This window comes from Leclercia sp. W6, from assembly GCF_003336345.1.
Classification (GTDB): domain Bacteria; phylum Pseudomonadota; class Gammaproteobacteria; order Enterobacterales; family Enterobacteriaceae; genus Enterobacter.
In genome coordinates this window covers 1495977-1515654 of record NZ_CP031104.1, presented here as the reverse complement: position 1 = coordinate 1515654, position 19678 = coordinate 1495977, and the positions used below count along the sequence as shown (strand labels likewise).

At 55.0% G+C, this 19678-nt stretch carries 20 protein-coding genes; 7 read left to right on the top strand and 13 right to left on the bottom strand.

Annotated features, from left to right (window positions below; translation table 11 throughout):
* Position 1: 1 nt before the first annotated feature.
* The 5 genes from osmX to DVA43_RS07375 all read right to left on the bottom strand — a co-directional run bounded on the left by osmX (position 2) and on the right by DVA43_RS07375 (position 4465).
* Complete coding sequence (osmX, locus tag DVA43_RS07395; RefSeq protein ID WP_114315128.1) at positions 2-901, bottom strand: osmoprotectant ABC transporter substrate-binding protein OsmX; 900 nt, start codon at positions 899-901, stop codon at positions 2-4.
* A gap of 18 nt (positions 902-919) precedes the next feature.
* The gene (gene osmY, locus DVA43_RS07390) at positions 920-1630 is read right to left on the bottom strand and encodes an osmoprotectant ABC transporter permease OsmY (RefSeq protein WP_103824508.1); all 711 of its coding nucleotides are present in this window, start codon (positions 1628-1630) and stop codon (positions 920-922) included.
* 257 nt (positions 1631-1887) lie between these two features.
* On the bottom strand, positions 1888-2631 hold the full coding sequence (locus DVA43_RS07385) for a YoaK family protein (RefSeq protein WP_114315127.1): 744 nt from the start codon (positions 2629-2631) through the stop codon (positions 1888-1890).
* A gap of 167 nt (positions 2632-2798) precedes the next feature.
* On the bottom strand, positions 2799-3422 hold the full coding sequence (locus tag DVA43_RS07380; RefSeq protein WP_114315126.1) for a glutathione S-transferase family protein: 624 nt from the start codon (positions 3420-3422) through the stop codon (positions 2799-2801).
* 41 nt (positions 3423-3463) lie between these two features.
* Positions 3464-4465, bottom strand: a complete 1002-nt coding sequence (locus DVA43_RS07375; protein WP_114315125.1) for a GlxA family transcriptional regulator — start codon at positions 4463-4465, stop codon at positions 3464-3466.
* 119 nt (positions 4466-4584) lie between these two features.
* Between DVA43_RS07375 and DVA43_RS07370 the strand changes: the two genes are divergently transcribed.
* A complete protein-coding gene (locus DVA43_RS07370) occupies positions 4585-5226 on the top strand; it encodes an HD domain-containing protein (protein ID WP_114315124.1) in 642 nt (213 codons plus the stop codon).
* 253 nt (positions 5227-5479) lie between these two features.
* Here DVA43_RS07370 and DVA43_RS07365 read toward each other — a convergent pair whose 3' ends face one another.
* Together DVA43_RS07365 and DVA43_RS07360 are read right to left on the bottom strand one after the other, a co-directional pair.
* Positions 5480-6391, bottom strand: coding sequence for a LysR family transcriptional regulator (locus DVA43_RS07365; RefSeq protein ID WP_114315123.1), 912 nt, complete (start codon positions 6389-6391; stop codon positions 5480-5482).
* 31 nt (positions 6392-6422) lie between these two features.
* Positions 6423-7325 (bottom strand): LysR family transcriptional regulator, encoded by a 903-nt coding sequence (locus DVA43_RS07360; protein ID WP_114315122.1) that lies wholly within the window; start codon positions 7323-7325, stop codon positions 6423-6425.
* 290 nt (positions 7326-7615) lie between these two features.
* Between DVA43_RS07360 and DVA43_RS07355 the strand changes: the two genes are divergently transcribed.
* The 4 genes from DVA43_RS07355 (at position 7616) to DVA43_RS07340 (ending at position 10360) form a co-directional block, all read left to right on the top strand.
* Positions 7616-8638 (top strand): alpha/beta hydrolase, encoded by a 1023-nt coding sequence (locus DVA43_RS07355; protein ID WP_114315121.1) that lies wholly within the window; start codon positions 7616-7618, stop codon positions 8636-8638.
* Positions 8639-8670: 32 nt separating this feature from the next.
* Positions 8671-9435 carry an SDR family NAD(P)-dependent oxidoreductase gene (locus DVA43_RS07350; protein WP_114315120.1) on the top strand — a complete coding sequence of 255 codons (765 nt, stop codon included), beginning with the start codon at positions 8671-8673 and terminating at the stop codon, positions 9433-9435.
* Positions 9436-9580: 145 nt separating this feature from the next.
* Positions 9581-9877: a nitroreductase gene (locus DVA43_RS07345; RefSeq protein WP_114315119.1), complete on the top strand. Its 297-nt coding sequence runs from the start codon at positions 9581-9583 to the stop codon at positions 9875-9877.
* A 261-nt stretch (positions 9878-10138) separates the two neighbouring features.
* Positions 10139-10360: a hypothetical protein gene (locus DVA43_RS07340; protein ID WP_114315118.1), complete on the top strand. Its 222-nt coding sequence runs from the start codon at positions 10139-10141 to the stop codon at positions 10358-10360.
* Between the two features lie 38 nt (positions 10361-10398).
* Here DVA43_RS07340 and rclA read toward each other — a convergent pair whose 3' ends face one another.
* The 4 genes from rclA to DVA43_RS07320 all read right to left on the bottom strand — a co-directional run bounded on the left by rclA (position 10399) and on the right by DVA43_RS07320 (position 14765).
* Positions 10399-11724 carry a reactive chlorine resistance oxidoreductase RclA gene (gene rclA / locus DVA43_RS07335; protein WP_114317095.1) on the bottom strand — a complete coding sequence of 442 codons (1326 nt, stop codon included), beginning with the start codon at positions 11722-11724 and terminating at the stop codon, positions 10399-10401.
* A gap of 44 nt (positions 11725-11768) precedes the next feature.
* On the bottom strand, positions 11769-12785 hold the full coding sequence (locus tag DVA43_RS07330; RefSeq protein ID WP_114317094.1) for an NAD(P)-dependent alcohol dehydrogenase: 1017 nt from the start codon (positions 12783-12785) through the stop codon (positions 11769-11771).
* A 79-nt stretch (positions 12786-12864) separates the two neighbouring features.
* A complete protein-coding gene (locus DVA43_RS07325; protein ID WP_114315117.1) occupies positions 12865-13887 on the bottom strand; it encodes an alpha/beta hydrolase in 1023 nt (340 codons plus the stop codon).
* Between the two features lie 71 nt (positions 13888-13958).
* Positions 13959-14765, bottom strand: coding sequence for an SDR family oxidoreductase (locus DVA43_RS07320; RefSeq protein ID WP_114315116.1), 807 nt, complete (start codon positions 14763-14765; stop codon positions 13959-13961).
* Between the two features lie 278 nt (positions 14766-15043).
* Here DVA43_RS07320 and DVA43_RS07315 point away from each other — a divergent pair, with 278 nt between their 5' ends.
* Positions 15044-15994, top strand: a complete 951-nt coding sequence (locus DVA43_RS07315; RefSeq protein WP_114315115.1) for a GlxA family transcriptional regulator — start codon at positions 15044-15046, stop codon at positions 15992-15994.
* Between the two features lie 3 nt (positions 15995-15997).
* On the opposite strand, the gene DVA43_RS07310 is transcribed toward DVA43_RS07315, so the two are convergent.
* Positions 15998-17170 (bottom strand): MFS transporter, encoded by a 1173-nt coding sequence (locus DVA43_RS07310; RefSeq protein ID WP_114315114.1) that lies wholly within the window; start codon positions 17168-17170, stop codon positions 15998-16000.
* 60 nt (positions 17171-17230) lie between these two features.
* Positions 17231-18364: an alpha/beta hydrolase gene (locus DVA43_RS07305; protein WP_114315113.1), complete on the bottom strand. Its 1134-nt coding sequence runs from the start codon at positions 18362-18364 to the stop codon at positions 17231-17233.
* 117 nt (positions 18365-18481) lie between these two features.
* Here DVA43_RS07305 and DVA43_RS07300 point away from each other — a divergent pair, with 117 nt between their 5' ends.
* Positions 18482-19366 carry a LysR family transcriptional regulator gene (locus DVA43_RS07300; RefSeq protein ID WP_103824494.1) on the top strand — a complete coding sequence of 295 codons (885 nt, stop codon included), beginning with the start codon at positions 18482-18484 and terminating at the stop codon, positions 19364-19366.
* The last annotated feature ends 312 nt before the right edge of the window (positions 19367-19678 follow it).

Below are 19678 nucleotides of genomic sequence, written 5' to 3'. Positions count from 1 at the left end.
CTTACAGCAGCTGCTTGCTACGCAGGAAATCACGGGCGACCTGCTGCGGTGACTGATGATCGATATCCACCTTCTTGTTCAGCTCGGTGATGACGTCGTTATTAAGCTGGGCGGAGAGGGTATTCAGCGCCTCTTCCAGCCCCGGGTTGGCTTCCAGCGTATCCTTGCGCACCACCGGGGTCACCGCGTAGCTCGGGAAGAAGCCTTTGTCATCTTCCAGCACCTTCAGGTCGAAACCTTTTACGCGTCCGTCAGTGGTGTAAACCAGCCCGGCATCGACAAAGCCGTCGCGCACCGCGTTATAGACCAGGCCGGGATCCATCTGGCGAATTTGCGGGCGATCAAGCTCCATGTTGTAGGCCGCCTGCAGCGGCTTCATGCCATCGCTGCGCCCGGAGAACTCCAGATCCAGACCCAGCATCCAGTTGTTATCCGGGTCGGTTTTGCGCACCTGCTCAATCTTCGCCACCAGCTCTGACATGGTGTTGATATTTTCAGCCTCGGCGCGCTTACGCTGCATGGCAAAGGCGTAGGTGTTGTTCATGTCAGCAGGTTTGAGCCACACCAGTCCGTGCTTCGCATCCAGGCGTTTCACCGTCTCGTAAGACTCCTCTGGCGACATGCGTTTATTGATGTGGTTAAAGATGATCAGCGAGGTGCCGGTGTACTCCCAGGTCATATCGATCTGCTTGTTGATCATCGCGTTGCGGGAAATGACGGTGGCAATGTTGGTCTGCGGCCTAACCTCAAACCCTTTCTTTTGCAGATACTGCACGGTCATCGCCGAGAGAATATGCTGTTCGGTAAAGCTCTTGGTCGCCAGGATCAGGGGCGCTGCGAGCGCCTGGCTGGTAAAGAGCGCGGCGGTACAGAGCGCCGCCAGGCCGGTAAACAGTCTCATAGAAGCTCCTTATTATTGTTATCGTGCGAGATGCGGGCTCATCAGACGGCCCAGCGCCGCCAGCAGCGTATCCAGAATCAGGGCGAACAGGGCGGTGGCCGCCGCACCCAGGATCAGCGTCGGGAAATCATTCAGGTAGATGCCGGGGAAAATCAGCTCGCCGTAGCTGCTGGCGCCAATCAGGAAGGCCAGCGGTGCGGTACCGACGTTAATGGCGGTGGCGATACGAATACCGGAGAGCATCACCGGCCAGGCGTTAGGCAGCTCCACCTGGCGCAGACGCTGCCATTTGGTCATCCCGATGCCGTTTGCCGCTTCCAGTAACGATGCCGGAACCGAGCACAGTCCGGCGTAGGTGTTACGCACAATCGGCAGCAGCGAGGCGAGGAACAGGGCGATAATGGCAGGCGTATCGCCGATGCCAATCACCACCATTGCCAGGGCCAGAACCGCCAGCGGCGGCAGGGTGTTGCCGACGTTAAAAATCTGCATGACGTATTCGGCGATACCACGCGCGGCCGGACGGCTCAGCAAGATACCGCTGGGGATACCGACCAGCAGGGCGAAGAACATGGATGAGAAGACTAAAATCAGATGCTGTTGCCCGAGATAGACCAGGTCAACCTGGCGCGCTTTGATCGTCTCCAGCCCAATTCCCCAGACGAGGAGGGCGACGACCACAATAATGGCGCCGACAAAAAGCAGCGAGCGTTTGAGTAATGGATGCATTGCAGTGTGTCTCCCTGTGCGCATGCGTTATAGCAACCACCGGTTGCCTGTTGTTATGCCATGTTTTGGCAGGGGTACTGGAGCTATAGCAAGGGTTTGGGAAGGGTTCCAGCGAAGCGGTATTATCTCTAACCTTATGAATATTGTGGGTATATGAGGTTAAGCCTTATGGGGTAAGGGCTGGATACTGGCAGGCAGAATAGTCTTAAAGATAATTTCATTAAGTGACACCGTCACTTAATGAAAAGTGGAGTCTGTTATTTGCTGAGCGCAGCACGGACCTTTCGCACGCGCAGCGAGGTGCTGATGATGGAGAAGGTGGCGACGAAAACCAGCATTACGCCCAGGGCCAGCATCGCAGTAAACCCAAACCACCTGAACAGGACCAGCCCGGCAATCCCTCCCGTGATAAACGAGAAAAGGGTGGTGAGATGGGTTGTCAGCTGGCTGGTTTGTGCGGCGGTATCTTTGGAGTAGTCGCGGCGTAGCATCGCCACCACCACGGAGGCCAGCGAAATGCCTGCGTCGGTTAACGTGCCGGTAATATGGGTGGAGCGTACCCGCCCGCCGGAAAGTTGAGTGGAGGTGGAATTATGAATACCCATCAGCCCGCAGAGAAAAACAATAATTTCCCGGTTAGTCGTGAAGGTATGAAAATAGATTTCATGCAGAGAGACGCCGGCCAGTAATAACCCTTCAATAAACAAAACCTGACAAAAAATGAGCCGCACATTGTGCATGATGCCCCATAAGACAATAATCCGCGCAATAATTGCCCCGGTTACAAACGACAAAATAATGGTGGCGAAGAAAATAATATCGTTCAGATCCGTTGAGGAAACTTCGCTGGAAAATTGTGAGGTATTACCTGTCATATGGGAAGGAAAGAAGCCGAAAGCCCCCAGCGCAATGGCATTCAGCAATCCTGCGGAGGTCGCCAGCCACAGGGCAAGACGACGATCCTCCTGATGGGTTCGTTCTTTCTTAAGTTTAATCAGCAAAGAATACCTCCGGTTTGAGCTTTGCCTGAATAATCAGGCTAGCAAAGCCTGGTCATGGATTGTCCAGGATAGTACTTAATTATTAAGGCACCGGAGGTGGGCGAGAATTAAGTAATTAAATAAAATAACCTTGATAACAAAGTGCTTATTTACCCGGTGCATTATGCTCAAAGCATGCCATTATTTCCGTGGCGCAAAAACGCCGGGCGCTGATTTAAACGTTCAAACCAGGCCTCGATAGCGGGCACCGGTGGATGCTCAAAAGGGGTCATCTTCCAGCGGTTCACCGACAGCCCCAGTACCACATCGGCCAGGGTAAAAATGTCGCCCGCCACCCATGCCCCGGTGCGTTGCAGCTGCTGCTCAAGGATCGCGATATGGTGGTTCCACTCTTTAATTCCTGCGGCAATTCGCGCCGGATCGTTAAAGTCCGGGTTTTTACGCCCCAGGGCCGGGAAAACATACCGCCAGGCGTTGTTAAATTCCGAAGCCTGCCAGTCCATCCAGCGTTCGACGTTAGCGCAGGCCTGCGGATCTGTCGGGAGAAGGTCGTCGCGCCCGGCCTTACGCGCCAGATAGCGGCAAATGGCATTGGATTCCCAGAGCACGAAATCATTGTCGATCAGCACCGGCACCATCGCATTCGGGTTCAGCGCGCGGAAGGCATCCGTTTCCGTTGAGGCAAAGCCGCTGCCGTAATCTTCCTGCAGATAGTCCAGACCTACTTCTTCACAGGTCCAGAGCACTTTGCGCACGTTAATGGAGGTGGTTTTGCCGAGGATTTTTAGCATGATGCAGGTGTCCTTTGTCGGGTGAGTTAACAACAGAGCCGTTATTCAGTGAGTTTAGGGCAAACTTTGGTGGGGAAGTCTTCCTGTTGGCCTACCATCTTCCGATAGGCGGCAGGCGTCATGCCTGTGAGTCGACTGAACACACGCCGCATGACATCCGGACCTGAGAAACCGCATTCTGCGGCTATTTTTTTCGCGGGCAGCTTCTCTTTTTCAATCAGCAAGCGCGCTTTCGACACACGTTCGCGCTCCAGCCATTGAGCCGGGGTCAAACCGATCTCCTGGCGAAATATACGCGTAAGGTGCCTCTCACTAAGGTTGATGTATTGCGCCAACATGGAAACCGAGCCAATCTCTTTAATATTCTGAATTGCCCAACGCTGAAGATCCTGGAGCGCTGAGCGCCCGTTCAGGGAAAGTTGGCTTCGTCTGACAAAGTGAGACTGATTAACAGGCCGACGAAAGAACATCACTAACTGATCCGCAACCTCGGCCGCAATTTCCCGACCCAGATCTTCTTCTACCAGCCTGAGTGCCAGATCGAGGCCGGATGTCACACCGGCGGCAGTACGCACCCTACCATCGGCGATAAACAGCGCATCGCTTTCCACAACTATTTCAGGATGTCTGATAGAAAGCAGTTCCGCACAATTCCAGTGGGTGGTGACCTGCTTACCGTTGAGTTTTCCGGTAAGCGCCAGCAGCAGCGCGCCAGTACATACGGATCCAAACCGCTCACTTTTTTCGCATAAGTCGGTAATACCCGCCAGGACATTGCTCTCTGGCGTATAACCAGACATACCTGGTGCGCCCGCAATGAGAAACGTATCAGGAACGAGTTCTGAAATATCCGTGAGTGAAAAATCTGCCGTAAGCCTGACGCCGGACGAGGCCTGTACAGCAGAGCCACTGACGGAAACGACATACAGACGGTAAAATTGACGTCCCAGGATTCTGTTAGCCTCAGCAAAAACATCTATAGGCCCGCCTACATCAAGCAACTGCACGCCCGGTACCGCCAGTATGGCTATGGTATGACTCATTTTCTTCTCCCGGCGTCTGAATAAATCCAGATGTCCATATTCGTCGTAAAAGTACGGTAGCAGACATGAATGATAAACCCTAATTTAGAGGCACACCATAGCCATCTAAGGAGTTATTCATGCGTTCTGCAATTAAAGGTATCAGCGTCCCGGACAGCCGTATGGCCAGAGAAGCCACGGAATTTATCAGGGACACCGAAACAGAGCTGCTGTTTAATCATTCAAGCCGGGTTTATTACTGGGCGGCCCTGGCCGGACAGGAAAGGGGCCTGAAAGTAGACAGTGAGCTGCTGTACATTGGCTGTATGTTCCATGACATTGGACTCACCCATGAGCATTGCAGCTGTGACAAACGTTTTGAAGTAGACGGTGCCAATGCAGCGCGTACCTTTCTGGAAGGATATGGTATCGCGCCTGCCGACATTGATAAGGTATGGACAGCCATTGCACTCCATACCACACCCGGCATACCTGAGTTCATGGCACCAGAAATAGCCCTGGTTACCGCAGGCGTGGAAATGGATGTGCTGGGAATCGATTATGAAAAATTCTCAGAAGAAGATATTAAAGCGGTTACGCAGCAGTATCCCCGTACGCCAACATTTAAAGAGGATATTATTCAGGCATTCTATGACGGTATAAAACACAAGCCGCAGACGACATTCGGTAACGTAAAGGCTGACGTTATTAAGGATAAAGAACCCGGTTTCACTCCTTTTAACTTCTGCAATATTATCCGGCAGTCACGCTGGCACGGCTGAACCGCCGCAACGCAAGCGCAGCAGTGAAATATCAGGGATGATCTTCAGCTTAAATATGGATGATGCCTTCACAGGCGGCGCATGACGTTTAGCTGAAGACGTCATGCGCCTTTTTGCGGCAGTTAACGGTTGGCGCATAGATAGATTGAGCCAGACCTATGCAGCTGTTTTTAGCGGGGGCAGATCTATCCGCTGCTCTGCCATGAACCCTGCCAGGGATAATTCCCGGGTCATCAGTCATTGAACGGTGGGTCTATGTAACATCCTGGACTGCTGGCTCGTATCGCAACGTCTCAATAATCATCGAGAGTGCTGGCAGGAGCTGGCGCTCGCTGGCGTAGAAAATGTGGAACCCCTGGCGCAGCGGGCACCACGCCTCAAGCACTGATCGAAGACGGCCCTGATCCAGCCAGGGGCGGGCGAGGCTTTCCGGTACAAAAGCCAGACCATATCCCGCCAGAGCTGCATCGAGCGCCGCATATACCGAGTTAAAGATCAAAGGGCCATCGACACGACAAGCCTCCAAGGTGTCACCCTTTTTGAGTTCCCAGGGGCTGATACCCTCTTTCATGGAGTAGCGGGTATTGATGCAGGCGTGTCGGGCCAAATCCTCCGGCGTGAGCGGCAGCTGTCTTGCAGAAAGATAATCAGGGGAGGCCACAATGACGTTTCGCCAGTCGGGTGAAACCCGCACGGAAGCCATATTTTTGCCGATCCTGTCGCCTGGCCTGATACCGGCGTCAAAGCGATCGGCAACAATATCGGTCAGGGCCGGATCGTTCGATACCTCCAGTTTAACGTCAGGATAGTACAGCAAAGCAGCGGAAAGGCGCGGCCAGACAAAGGTGTTCCAGGCGAAATCCGACGCCGTGATGCGGACCGTCCCGGCGATCTTGCTGCCCAGCTCGCTCAGGGAGGCCAGTTCCCCGGCAATGACATCGAAGCGGGGAGATACCCGCTCAAGCAAGCGCTGCCCGGCCTCGGTGGGAGAGACGCTGCGCGTGGTGCGGATCAGCAGTCGTAGCCCCAGCCGCGCCTCCAGATTACGGATGGTATGGCTTAACGCCGACTGGGAAACGCCCAGTTCGGCAGCAGCCCGGGTAAAACTGCGTTCCCGGGCAATAGTAATAAACGCCACAATATCCCTGAAGATTTCGCCTGACATATTCCGCCTCGGTTATGCGTGAAACACGCCGTTATGCCTGATTCTCATGGAAACGCAACGCTTCAACCATTAGCGTCATGGCCCGGGAATGCTGGCGCCGGTTAGGGTAATAGAGATGCAAGCCCGGCCAGAGCGGGCACCATGCTTCGAGTACCGACACCAGCTCGCCTGAATCCAGCCAGGGCTGAACCATATCCTGCGGCAGGTAGGCGAGCCCCAATCCTGCTTTTGCAGCTTCGAGAATGTCGTAAGCGTTATTACAGATGACGGGGCCGCCGATCCTGACGGAGAACTCACGCTGACCCTCGGTAAATTCCCAGTCGTAAAGGCCGCCATAAGTAGAGGTGCGCAGCCGAATGCATCTGTGCTGGTCGAGTGCCTCAGGCCGCACGGGGACTGGAAATCGCGTAAAATAGTCCGCCGATCCGACCACCGTATTCTTCACATCCGGACTGATACGCACGGAGATCATGTCCTGCGCCAGCTCCATGCCGAATCTGACACCGGCGTCATAGCCTCTGGCGGCAATATCGACGCTGGCATACTCGCTGATCAGCTCAACGGTGATATCGGGATACTGCTGCAAAAAGGGGGAGAGTTTAGGCCACAAAACCTGGCGAATGGCATAGTCAATGGCGGTGATGCGCAGGGTGCCGGTCGGCTTGTCCCGCAGATCGTTCAGCGATTCAAGCTCTTTCTCAATGTAGGCAAATTCGGGCACGATCCTGTCCACCAGATGTTGCCCCGCCATGGTCAGGGATACCCGACGCGTGCTACGCAGCAACACGCGTACGCCGAGCCGCTCCTCCAGACCGCGGATGCTGGCGCTCAGGGCGGGCTGGGTAACGCCCAGCTGCGCCGCTGCCCGGGTAAAACTCCCGGTTTGCGCTACCGCAATAAGCGCTAATAAATCGCTGAAACCCTCACGAGCCATTTCTTCCTCACACGGACGCGACACAGGAGATAAGTCAGGTTTAAAAACATTAATGAATTTTGCTTATAAATGCAAGAAACGGGCCGCGCTGGTCTGGGTTGACTACGTCAGGTATATTTATTTGCAAGCAAACAAGGATGGGAAGAAATAATTTCCGTCAGGCGTAATCAAGAAATAATTGAAAAGAAATTGAACGGCGCGGGTGGATATTTTTCATCACGCTGAAGGTTCACGAAATTACCATTAAAACAGATCAATCATGCTGATAGAAATATCGGACAGGAGGCGTTATGTCATTATCTAAAGTTTCATTATTGCTGGCATCATTATTTGTTGCCAACGCTGCATATTCTGAACAATCCCAGCCAACTACCGTTGCCGAAGGTATTAATGCCATGAACGCACAGAAAGTGTCGTTTCAGAATGGTGATGTCAAAATGGCGGCCAATCTCTACCTGCCGCCTGATTACGATAGCGCGAAAAAATACCCCGCCATCGTCGTTTCTCATCCTTGGGGCGGCGTAAAAGAACAGACCTCGGGTCTTTACGCCCAACAGCTGGCAAAGCGCGGATTTATTACTCTGGCCTATGATGCTTCTCACTACGGCGAAAGCGGCGGTTTGCCGCGTGACCTGGAAAACCCGGCAGACCGGGTACAGGATATTCGCAGTGCGATTGGCTACCTGAGCAGCCTGCCGCAGGTTGATGCCGCACGCATCGGGGCGCTGGGCGTCTGTGCTGGTGGCGGTTATACCCTCCACGAAGCGCAAACCGATCTGCGGGTGAAAGCGGTCGCCGGGGTCGTGACCTACGACATCGGAGATGCGACCCGGAACGGTATTGAGGGGGCGCCGGTCTCGGCTGCCGACAGGCTGAAATTACTGCAAAGCGTCGATGCGCAGTTAAATAAAGAGGCCGCCGGTGCCCCGCTGAAGGTTGAACAGCTCCTCCCGGCGCGGGATAGCTTCGATGCCAGTACGCCGAATTTTGTGCGGGAAGCGACGGAATATTATCTCACCCCGCGGGGCGCGCATCCGAATGCCCGAAACCGCTATGTCGTGACCAGCCCGGGGCTGCATATGGCCTATTACCCACTGGAGCATATGGAGAATATTTCTCCCCGGCCGGTATTATTAATTGCGGGCGAAAAAGCAGAAACTCGTAAATTTAGCCAGCAGGCTTTTGATAATGCAAAACAGCCGAAGGAATTAATGATCATCCCTGGCGCATCGCATTTTGATTTATATGACAAGCCGCAGTACGTCACTCCGGCGGTGGATAAACTCGCTGCGTTCTTCGGTAAACATCTTTGACAGCCAGCTTCTATTCAAACAGGAAAAATATTATGACCTATTCACTCAATAATAAAATTGCCTTAGTGACCGGAGCCGCTTCGGGTATTGGTCTCGCCACCGCCCAGGCCTATGCTGAGGCGGGTGCATCCGTCGTGCTGGCTGATATTAACGCCGGGGCGGTGACGCAGGCCGCTGAATCGCTGGTGGCTTCCGGCTATACCGCTAAAGCGGTGACCTGCAATGCAGCGGATCTGGATGACGTCGCCGCGATGGTGCAAGAGACCGTCGCGACCTTTGGCCGCCTCGATATCGCCTTCAACAACGCCGGGATCCAGAATGTGCTGGCAGAGATTGCGGATGCGACAGCAGAAGATTTCGACCGCGTCACGGCGGTCAACCTGCGCGGCGTCTGGGGCTGCATGAAGTACGAACTGCAGCAGATGCGTAAGCAGGGAAGCGGCGTGATCGTGAACTGCTCATCTATCGGCGGGATTGTGGGCGGTGCAGAACGCGCTAACTACCACGCCGCCAAGCATGGCGTGCTGGGCCTGACCAAAAGTGCTGCGCTCGAGTATGCCGCGCGCAACATTCGCGTTAACGCCGTCTGCCCGGGGCTTATCTGGACCCCGATGGTTGACGCCATGGTTGCCTCAGGCCAGAAAGAGGCGCTGGAGGCGATGGTGCAGGGCGTTCCTATGCAACGTCATGGCAGGGCTGAAGAAATTGCGGATGTGGTGCTTTGGCTCTCCAGCGATGCGTCATCCTACGTGACAGGCCAGTCCATATCCATTGATGGCGGCCTGACCATGCGTTAAGCCATCATCTGGCCAGATGCCAAAGCAGGCGCTGGCCGCTTCAAGCTTAAGAATGTCTTACTATTTCAGTGGTGCTGTATTCATTTATTATATTTGTTGCAATATGACCGATTTTTAAAGTTTCTAACCTTCTCGAGGGACAATAATGGAAAAAAATTTCACGCCAGAACAGATTGAAATGATCAATCGTATTGTCTTTGCACATATTGATCGGATGAACGAGAAAGCGGCTGAAATTGTTGAAGAAACAGAGAGAGCAGCACATCATGAACTTCAGGAGAACGGGATCGATATGACTGATTTCTCTCCTGCTAACAAGAGTTTTTTGATGGTTACGCTCATCCAGAACCTGATAGATCGTGTTCACGGCGGCGATATGACGGTTGCCCAAAGGTTGATTACGATGGAAGCCAAAAGGCTGAATGTCAGCGTAAATGAATAATGTCCACTTCAGGTAGATAGAGAGATTGCATGCCTGTTTCATTTAAAAAGGCATTCAATTATTCCTCTGACACCCACAGATGAGTAAAGTGAGCACGATAGGTACTGCATCCCAGCGCACTGAGCAGCACCACATCTGCCAGAGTGGCTTGCCGGATTTATAGCGTCATAAGCTCCCGTCCTGATGAAATTCACGATTCAGGCACTATACCTAAACAGCCAGTGATAAAGAGGCAGGCAAACATATTAAAGGATTATAAATATGCAGATTGTTTTTGTGCCCGCCTTAATCGTCGTCCTGATTGATAAAGAGCAGGAGCTGGGGCGAGCGTTAACACAGGAAGAGGTAGAGGCAATCCGCGATGGCGCTACGGCCATCCGGCTGCCGGACGAGGCGGCCAAGGACATGATCAGAGAGCGCGGCTACCGCGATATTGACCCAGAAAATGTCTGGCAAGAGTGGGTGGCGTATAAAGCAGGCTGACGCCATCACGTCAGGTCAGCCTGTCTGAGGGATAGCGCCTATTTCACCAGAGCAAACAGATCGTTCAGCGATTCGCTCATGGTGGGGTGGGTGAAGATCTGATCGCGCAGCACCGTGTACGGCAGCCCGGCATCCATGACCGTTTTTACGATGTTGATCACCTCATGCGAATCTGCAGCCAGTAACGACACGCCCAGTATCTGCTGAGTGTCATTATCGACCACGGCTTTCAACATTCCCCGGGTATCGTTGATAACGCGTGCCCGCGGGATCGCCGCCACCGGCAGTGACACCACCTGAATATTTTTTCCCTGCTCCCGCGCCTGCGCTTCCGTTAAGCCGATGCGCGACAGTGTAGGGGTCATAAATACCGAATAAGGGATATTCAGCCGATCGTCCGTGTTACGCGTCCCATTACCCAGCAGCTGATCGTGCACGATGCGGTAATCATCGAGGGAGACATAGGTAAACTGCGGCCCGCCGGTGACATCGCCCATCGCCCAGATGTGGTCTGTCGAGGTTTTCAGTCTCTTATCAACCTGGATGGCGCCGCGCGCGTCCGTTAAGACTCCGGCATTTTCCAGCTTCAGCGCCCCGGTCGCAGGACGGCGGCCAGTGGCGACCAGCAGGAGATCCATCTGGCGATCGCCCTGCGGGGTGTGCAGCGTAACGCCCTCACTGCTGCTGGTAACGGCGTCAACCGCCGCGTTCAGCTCTATTGTGACACCCTGATCCTGCAGGATAGTGGCGACCGCCGCGCTGATGTCGCTGTCTTCCCGCGCCAGAAATTGCGATGCGGTTTCAAACAGCGTGACTTTGCTGCCGAAACGCGCAAACATCGACGCAAATTCAACGCCAATATAGCCGCCACCCAAAATACCCAGACGCTCTGGCAGGCTGGATAAATTCAGAATGCCGGTGCTGTCAACAATGCGTGGCCCGGCGATCAACCCTTCAATCTGTGGGAAGCGGGCTTCAGCGCCGGTATTAATGAAAATACGGTCTGCACTGAGCGTGCGGATCGCCTCTCCTGACGTGATTTTCAACGTATGAGGATCAAGAAATTCCGCCTGCCCGTCGATGACATCCACTGACTCGAGATTCGCCAGATTGAGATAATTTTTTTCACGCAGGAATTCAACCACTGATGCTTTCCGCTGCGCAGCCTCAGTAAAGTCAGTGGCGGCCTGCGCATCATGTACCAGCGCTTTGGTGGGAATACAGCCGATGTTAATGCAGGTGCCGCCATACATGGTTTTCGATTTTTCCACGATCGCCACACGCCAGCCAGCGCGGCCCAGCGCCGCCGCCAGCGTTTTGCCCGCTTTACCAAATCCGATGATTGCTGCCTGATAATGGTTCATCTTACTCTCCGCGATAGAAGCGTTAACCGGGTTTTCGCCTCTGGCTACCATTCAACAGTGATTTTCCCGAAGTGCTTTCTGCCGGCCATGTGACTGAATGCTTCACCAACAGAAGCCAGACCTTCAAAACGGTCGGAGATGACGGGACGGATGCCGGTTTGATTCAGGGCTCTGACAAACTCCTGTTGCATACGATTGCTGCCGACCACCAGCCCCTGAAGACGGGCCTGTTTTGCCATTAGCATCGCGGTCGGTATAACGCCTTCCATACCCGTCAGGACGCCAATCAAAGCAATATGGCCTCCAATGCGCACTGCTTCTATCGACTGCGCCAGCGTACCCGGCCCGCCGAGTTCAATGACAACATCCGCACCGCGACCACCCGTGATCTCCCGGACCCTTTCTCCCCACTGCGGCGTTGAGCGATAATTGATGACGTGATCGGCTCCCAGCGCTTTTACCCGCGCCAGCTTCTCATCAGAAGAGGAGGTGACAATCACGTTCGCCCCCATACTTTTGGCTATCTGTAGAGCCGTAATCGACACGCCGCCGGTCCCTAACGTCAGGACCGTATCGCCCGCCTTTAATCCTGCATCAACGACCAGGGCTCGCCATGCCGTCAGGCCAGAGGTGGTCAGCGTGGCGGCTTCAGCATGACTCCATCCGGCAGGCGCAAGGGTAAAATGCGAGGCCGGGCGCACAACATATTCCGCGGCAAATCCCTGGGCGCCATCGCCTGGGGTCTGCCCGAAGTCACCGACTGACGCTATGACATCACCTTCTGTCCACTGAGGGAAAAAGGTGGATACCACCCTGTCGCCCGGTTTGAAATCAGTGACACCTTCGCCGGTCGCGTCTACCACGCCCGCGCCGTCAGCCATCAGGATGCGCCGATCGGCGGTCGGCACCTTGCCGCTGGCGACGAGTAAGTCGTGGAAGTTTAAAGAGGTGGCATGGATTGCCACGCGGATCTGGCCCGGACCAGGTTGTCCAGGATCGGGCAGATCGGTTAATGAAATATGATCGAGCCCACCGGGGGCGTTCAGCACTATCGCCTTCATAATATCGCTCCGAACAGAAGACGGTTCAGTCACCGTCATAACCGTAAATGAAGGCCAGCGACCCTGGCTGGCCACGGAATTACTGCAGATGGATTTTGAGCTGGGAAGCCGCCTGGTTGATTGCGGTTCTCACCGCTGGTTCTTCGCTCAGGGCATTCAACAGGCCATAGTCATGGATCAACCCGTTATAGCGCGTGACGGTAACCGGCACCCCCGCCTTATCGAGATTGCGCCCGAACGCTTCACCTTCATCACGCAGCACGTCCAGTTCGGCGGTCTGAATAAGGGTAGGCGGCAGCCCCTTGAGCTCTTCAGCTGTCGCGCGTAAAGGCGAGGCCAGAATCGTATTTCGCTCTTTATCCGAGGTGGTGTAGTTATCCCAGAACCATTTCATCATGTTCCGGGTAAGAAAATAGCCGTCAGCGAATTCATTATAGGAAGCGGTATCAAAGTGCGCGTCCGTTACCGGCCACAGCATGACGTTATAACGGATCGCTGGGGTGTTAAATTGTTTTGCCTGCAGCGCGACGGCAGCCACCATATTGCCACCGACGCTGTTTCCTGCCAGCGCCAGGCGTTTTCCGTCAACGCCGATTTCTGCGCCGTGTTCAGCCACCCATTTCGTGGCCTCATAAGCCTGCGTGATGGCAACAGGATAGTGGGATTCAGGCGAAGGATCGTAATTGACGAAAACAGCCGCCGCGCCCGAAGCGTTTACAAGATCCCGGACCAGTCGTTCATGTGTTGGATAGTCTCCCAGCACCCAGCCACCCCCGTGAAAAAACATGAACACAGGCAGCGTCTGCGTTCCGCTGTTTTCGGGCTTTACCACCGTCAGATTCAGGGGCTTGCCGAGAACGGTAATCGTTTTTTCGCTTACCTGCGCCGCTGGCAGTTTAGCCCCTTGCTGGGCTGAGACCAGCACCTGGCGCGCTTCCTGCGGGGTTAAGGCCTCCATCGGTTTTCCGCCGCTGCTGTTCAGTACCTTGAGAAATGAAGCCACCCCGGCAGTAGGCTCTGGCCTGTTTTGTACGGGCGCTGCCCATGCGGCGGTGACCTGCGTCGCTAATAACAGGGCACTGACACTCAGTTTCGTTTTCATTATTTTTTCCTGGGGAATAGTTGATGGTGAATATGCGATGAAAAATACTGATCACTCTGTTTCTTCAGGCATTACACCTTTGAAGAAGGCCGATAGCGCGCCGCAGGTACATTGTGAGAGAAGTCTTCAATGATCGCCTGACGCGCCTGCTCCCACTGCTGAAGACGGTTTTCGTCATGCAGCGAAGGGATAGTAATAAGCTCCCCGCGCTGGAACCCGACCAGCGCCGCATTAACCATATCTTCGGCCTGCATAACGATACCCGGGTCAAGTTGGCTCAGCGGGAGGCCTCCGTTATCCCAGAATGGCGTCGCCGTTGCGCTGGGCAGTACAGCCTGAACCTGAATACCTTTGCCAGCTAACTCCCGGTGCAGAGAGCGGGTGAATGCCAGAACATAGGCTTTACTGCCGCCATATACGCCATTCAGCACTTCAGGCGCGATACCCACAATGGAGCCAATATTGATGATGGCACCCCGGCCACGCTTAACGAAGCCGGGAACCACGGCGTAAGTCAGTCGGGTAAGGGCAATGACGTTCAGGTTGATCATGCTCGTCATCTGCTCAACGTTACTATCAACGAGCTGAGTATGGGTACCCATTCCCGCGTTATTCACCAGCAGCGTGATGCTCGCATCATTACGCAGCTTCTCCTCGAGGGCGGCCAGCTGCTGCGGATCGTTCAGGTCCGCCGCCACGACCTCCACGTTACGTTCGCTGTCGGCGGTGATATGGCTTGCCATCTGATTGAGCCGGTTATGATTGCGGGCAACAATGATCAGGTCGTAACCCATTCTTGCAAGCCGGGCAGCATACAGCGCGCCCATGCCGGTTGATGCACCTGTTACGACCGCCGTTCCTTTCACTGAATCACTCATTTAAATCACCTCGATAGGGTGTAAGGGATGAATTGAGATTACGTGAAGACGCCAGAGAGAAAATGACGTAAACGGGCACGATTTCGGACATTTTGCGTCGGTGTGTTTTAAATCCAGTAAAAACTGCGTCGCGCCAGGTAATTAACGTATTGCCTGATGAATCGTTTTTTTGGTAAATCTTCCGGGTGAGAAAATAATGACAACAGACGTCCAGCCAGGGGGCTGGGAGCCCACTATAGACAGGGTGATTAAGATTTTACTGAAGAAGGATTAATGACATGCATCGGGTAGGGCTCCTTATTTCCGACCAGTTCCAGTCTCTTGCGTTATCGACGCTGACAATTTTTGAATTTGCTAACCTGGTATTAGGCGAACCCTTCTACTACTGCACGGTATATTCAGAAAAGGGAGGAGAGGTGGCCTCGTCTTACGGGATAAATGTCATCACCCAGCCTCTGTCTGAAGAGAGCCAGGTTGATACCTGGCTTGTGGGTGGCGTACTCACCCCCGTCGCCTTACCGGCAACCGCGGGGGTGATACATTTTTTGCAAAATCATGCGTCCGGCGCGCGCCGTATTGCCGGAATTTGTACCGGTGCCTTCGTGCTGGCTCAGGCCGGGCTATTGCAGGAGAAACGCGCCACGACACACTGGGCTTATACCCACAGCCTGAAAGTCCTTCACCCCACCATACGAACCGAAGAGGACCTGATCTACATTATCGACGATCAGATCTGGACGTCGGCTGGCATGACCGCCGGGTTTGATATGGTCCTGGCGATGGTTGAAAAAGATCAGGGTACCGATGTTGCACGCAATATTGCCCACCGTATGGTCATGAATCAGCGCCGGACGGGAGGGCAGCGCCAGCATTCAGAGCTGCTTGCCATATCCCCTAAAAGCGACCGCCTGCAGCTGGCGATTGAGTATGTCCGGCAAAATCTGAGCAAAACGCTTACCGTTGAGCATCTTGCCCATGCTGTACATCTGAGTGCCCGTCAGCTCAATCGCCTGTTTTTAAATGAAACGGGTAAATCCCCGGCGCGGGTGATAGAACGATTGCGGCTTGAGGCTGCACGACTGATGATTGAGAAGAGCCGCTTACCGCTGGAGGTGATCGCCCGTGAGTCAGGCTTCCGGGACCGACGTCATATGCGCAATGTCTTTATGCGCGGATACGATATTCCACCGCAGTCGTTACGCACAGGGAAAGGCACGCTGGCCTCCTGATGTTCAGCGCTTACGTGCCGTGAAAAACGTCAGCACGACCGCGCTTAGCAGCAAAATAGCACTCATGCCAAAGGTGCTTTGCCAGCCAACGTTATCGAACACCATGCCACCCGCCGTGGAGCCCAGGGCGATAGAGAGCTGGATCACCGCCACCATCAGTCCACCGCCGGCCTCTGCATCCTCGGGCAGAGTACGGGCGAGCCACGTCCACCATCCCGTTGGCGCTGCGGTTGCCAGCAGACCCCAGAGACCCAACAGCAGGGCGACGATCCAGACGCTGTGCCCGGTCAGGATCAACACTCCGGCAATGATGGCCATCAGCAGGGGAATCGCCATTAACGTCTGGTAAAAGCGTGCATTTAAAAAGGCGGCGATAATCAGCGTGCCAACAAATCCCGCGATACCGATGGTAAGCAGGATCAGCGACAAGCCGGAGGCGCTGACCTGGGTGACGGTTTCGAGGAATGGGCGCACGTAGGTGAATAACGCGAACTGTCCCATAAAGAACAGGCCGCAGGCTAACAGGCCCACGCGCACCACAGGCTGGCGGAAAAGGCGCAATACCGTACCCTGTGCCGCCCGGTCATTCTCCATCTTCGGCAGGCTAAAGCACTGCCAGATGAACGCGATCATTGCCACCGGAACCAGGCACAGGAAGGCTCCGCGCCAGCCGATGGTGGTTCCGAGATAGCTGCCGAGCGGGGCGGCTACCACCGTTGCCAGGGCATTACCGCCGTTGAAAATCGCCAGCGCACGGGAGACCTGATGTTGCGGCACCAGGCGGATGGCCGTTGCGGCAGACATAGACCAGAAGCCACCGATGGCAATCCCGATCAGGGCGCGCCCGACCATATAGACCAGGTAGCTGGAGGCAAAGGCAATAAGCAGCCCGGACGCCGCCATCAGCGCCGTCATACCCAGCAGAAGCGTTTTACGGTTCATATTCCCGGCAATACGGGTCAGGCTCAGGCTGGTCAGGACCGCCAGCGCGCCGGAGATGGCAATCCCCTGGCCGGCCAGACCCTCGGTGACCCCTAAATCGCGGGCAATGGGCGTCAGCAGGCTGACCGGCATAAACTCCGAGGCAATCAGGACAAATACGCACAGGGTCATGGCAAAAATACCGCCCCAGTACGCGCGTTCGTTACTCTGTGTGGTTTGGCTCAGTGTGGACATAATCAGATTTCACGAAGGGGGAAAACAACGCCACCTGCCAGGGACAGGTGGCGGAGAGGATTACTTCAGGCTGGTTTTGAAGAACTGCTCAAACTGCGCAAACGGGATCTTACCGGCGACGTTGTCGTAGAGATCGACATGGTTAGCGCCCGGGACGACCACCAGCTCTTTCTGCTTGCTGCCGACGGCTTTGTAGGCATCTTCAGCAAAGTAGCGCGAGTGCGCCTTTTCACCAGTGACGATAAGTGTCGGGATGGTGATCTCTTTGGCATAGCTCAAAAGCGGCATGTTCATAAACGACAGTGGCATGGTCGCGGTCCATGCGCCGGTGGAGTTTACGGAGCGCTCGTGGAAACCACGCGGCACCCGGTAGTAATCAAAGAACTCTTTCAGTACCGGATGCGGATCGGCAGGTAACGCTTCCGGCAGAATACGATCAGCGGCGGTCGCTTTGCCGTTTTCGACATAAATATCATGTCCGGCATGGGCAAAGGTGCCGCTCTCTGCGTCTTTCCAGCGCTGCTCGTTCAGATACTCGAGAACAGCATGGCGATCGGCTGCCGAGTAGCGGTCTTTACCATCGCCCACGCCGTGGCCCATCGCCCGGCTCATGTCGTACATTACGCTGGTGGCGACCGCTTTCACGCGGGTGTCCATGGAGGCTGCGTTCAGCGCCATGCCGCCCCAGCCGCAGATGCCAAGGATACCGATGCGGTTACGATCCACCTCTTTTTGTAATCCGAGGAAGTCCACCGCGGCACTGAAATCTTCGGTGTTGATATCGGGAGAAGCGACGTTACGTGGCTGGCCGCCACTTTCGCCGGTGTAAGAGGGATCGAATGCCAGGGTGACAAAGCCCTTCTCCGCCAGGGTCTGGGCATAGAGGCCGCTGGACTGCTCTTTCACCGCGCCGAACGGTCCGCTGACCGCGATCGCCGCCAGCTTGCGATCGCCCCGGTCTTTCGGCAGATAGAGATCGCCCACGAGCGTAATGCCGTAGCGGGTCTGGAAGGTGACTTTACGGTGATCGACCTTTTTGCTTTCAGCAAAGGTTTTGTCCCATGTGGTGACCATCGATACCGGGGCGTTCGGATTGGTTGTCTCTGCATAACTCATGGTTGTTACTCCACTTAAAGAGGCGCATAGCAGCATTGCAGGCATGGCCGCTGACAGTTTTTGGGTGAATGTTTTCATAAGAGGTACCGGGCTGTGTTGTGATGTTGAGGCCAGTATAGTTAGCAGAAATAGTGATGATTAGAGGGCGAAAACTGCTAGGATTCATACCATATTGTTATAAATTGGTGGGGCATGATGGCGAAGCGGGAAAATTACAACGAACTGTATCTGTTTATGCAGGTGGCGCGAGAGGGCAGCTTTACCGCTGCCGCCCAGCGGCTGGGGCTGGCGCAGTCGGGGATCAGCCGCTCTGTTCGCGACCTGGAAGAGCGGCTGGGCGTGCAACTGCTGGTGCGCACCACGCGCAGACTCTCCCTGACCCAGGCGGGGGAGCAGCTTTATCAGGCGACAGAATCTGCCTTCGATGCTCTGGATACCGGGCTTGCCACACTGGCGCACTACCGCGAAACGCCTTCCGGGACGGTACGCATTAACGCCAGCCAGCATGCCATTGATAAATGTCTGTTGCCAAAGCTGGCGGTATTTAAGCAGCGTTACCCCGATATCCGCCTGGAGCTGATGAATGAGAGCCGCTTCGTCGACATCATTGCCGAACGATTCGATGCCGGGGTCCGGCTTGGGCCGGAGGTGGGGCAGGGGATGGTCGCGGTGCGCATTACGCCCGACATGGAGATGGCGGTGGTCGGTACTCCCGATCATTTGCGTCGCTACGGCTTTCCGCAAACGCCTGCGGATTTAGCGGCCCACCCCTGCATTGCCTACCAGTTTGCCGACGGCAGCCTTTACCAGTGGGAACTGGTTCAGGAGGGTAAGAGCGTCAGGCATCGTCCCGAGGGGCAGTGGGCTCTGTCCGACAGCTACATGGAAGCCGAGGCCGCCCGGCTGGGCCTGGGTCTGGCTTACGTGCCGGTTGAGCTGGTGGCAGATGATTTAGAACGCGGGACGCTGATTCGGGTGTTGCAGCGCTACAGCCTGCGCATGGACGGGCTCTTCCTCTATTATCCCCATCGCAACGTATCGCCCGCTTTAAGAGCGGTGATCGATACGCTGAGAATGTAGATTTCCAGGCCGGGGTTGCGAAGCGCCGCCGGCAAACCATTTCTGGAAGGCGCCTCGCAAACCCCAAATTAACCCTGTGTAATTCAGGATTAACTCTTTTCTTCACGTAATCAGGGCCGTAAAGTCTTTGCATTGCGGCATATCCGCAACCGGGCGTAGGAACCCGTGGGCATAAAGCGATCGTGTTTTGTCGCCACAGCGCATTCCCCTTTTAAAATCATGGTGGCGCTGGCGGAGCAGCTGTATGGCTGGCCGTTTTCTATGTGGGCGGTATTCCTACCTCCGTCAGCGCTACCCCCGAGCGTAGGAACT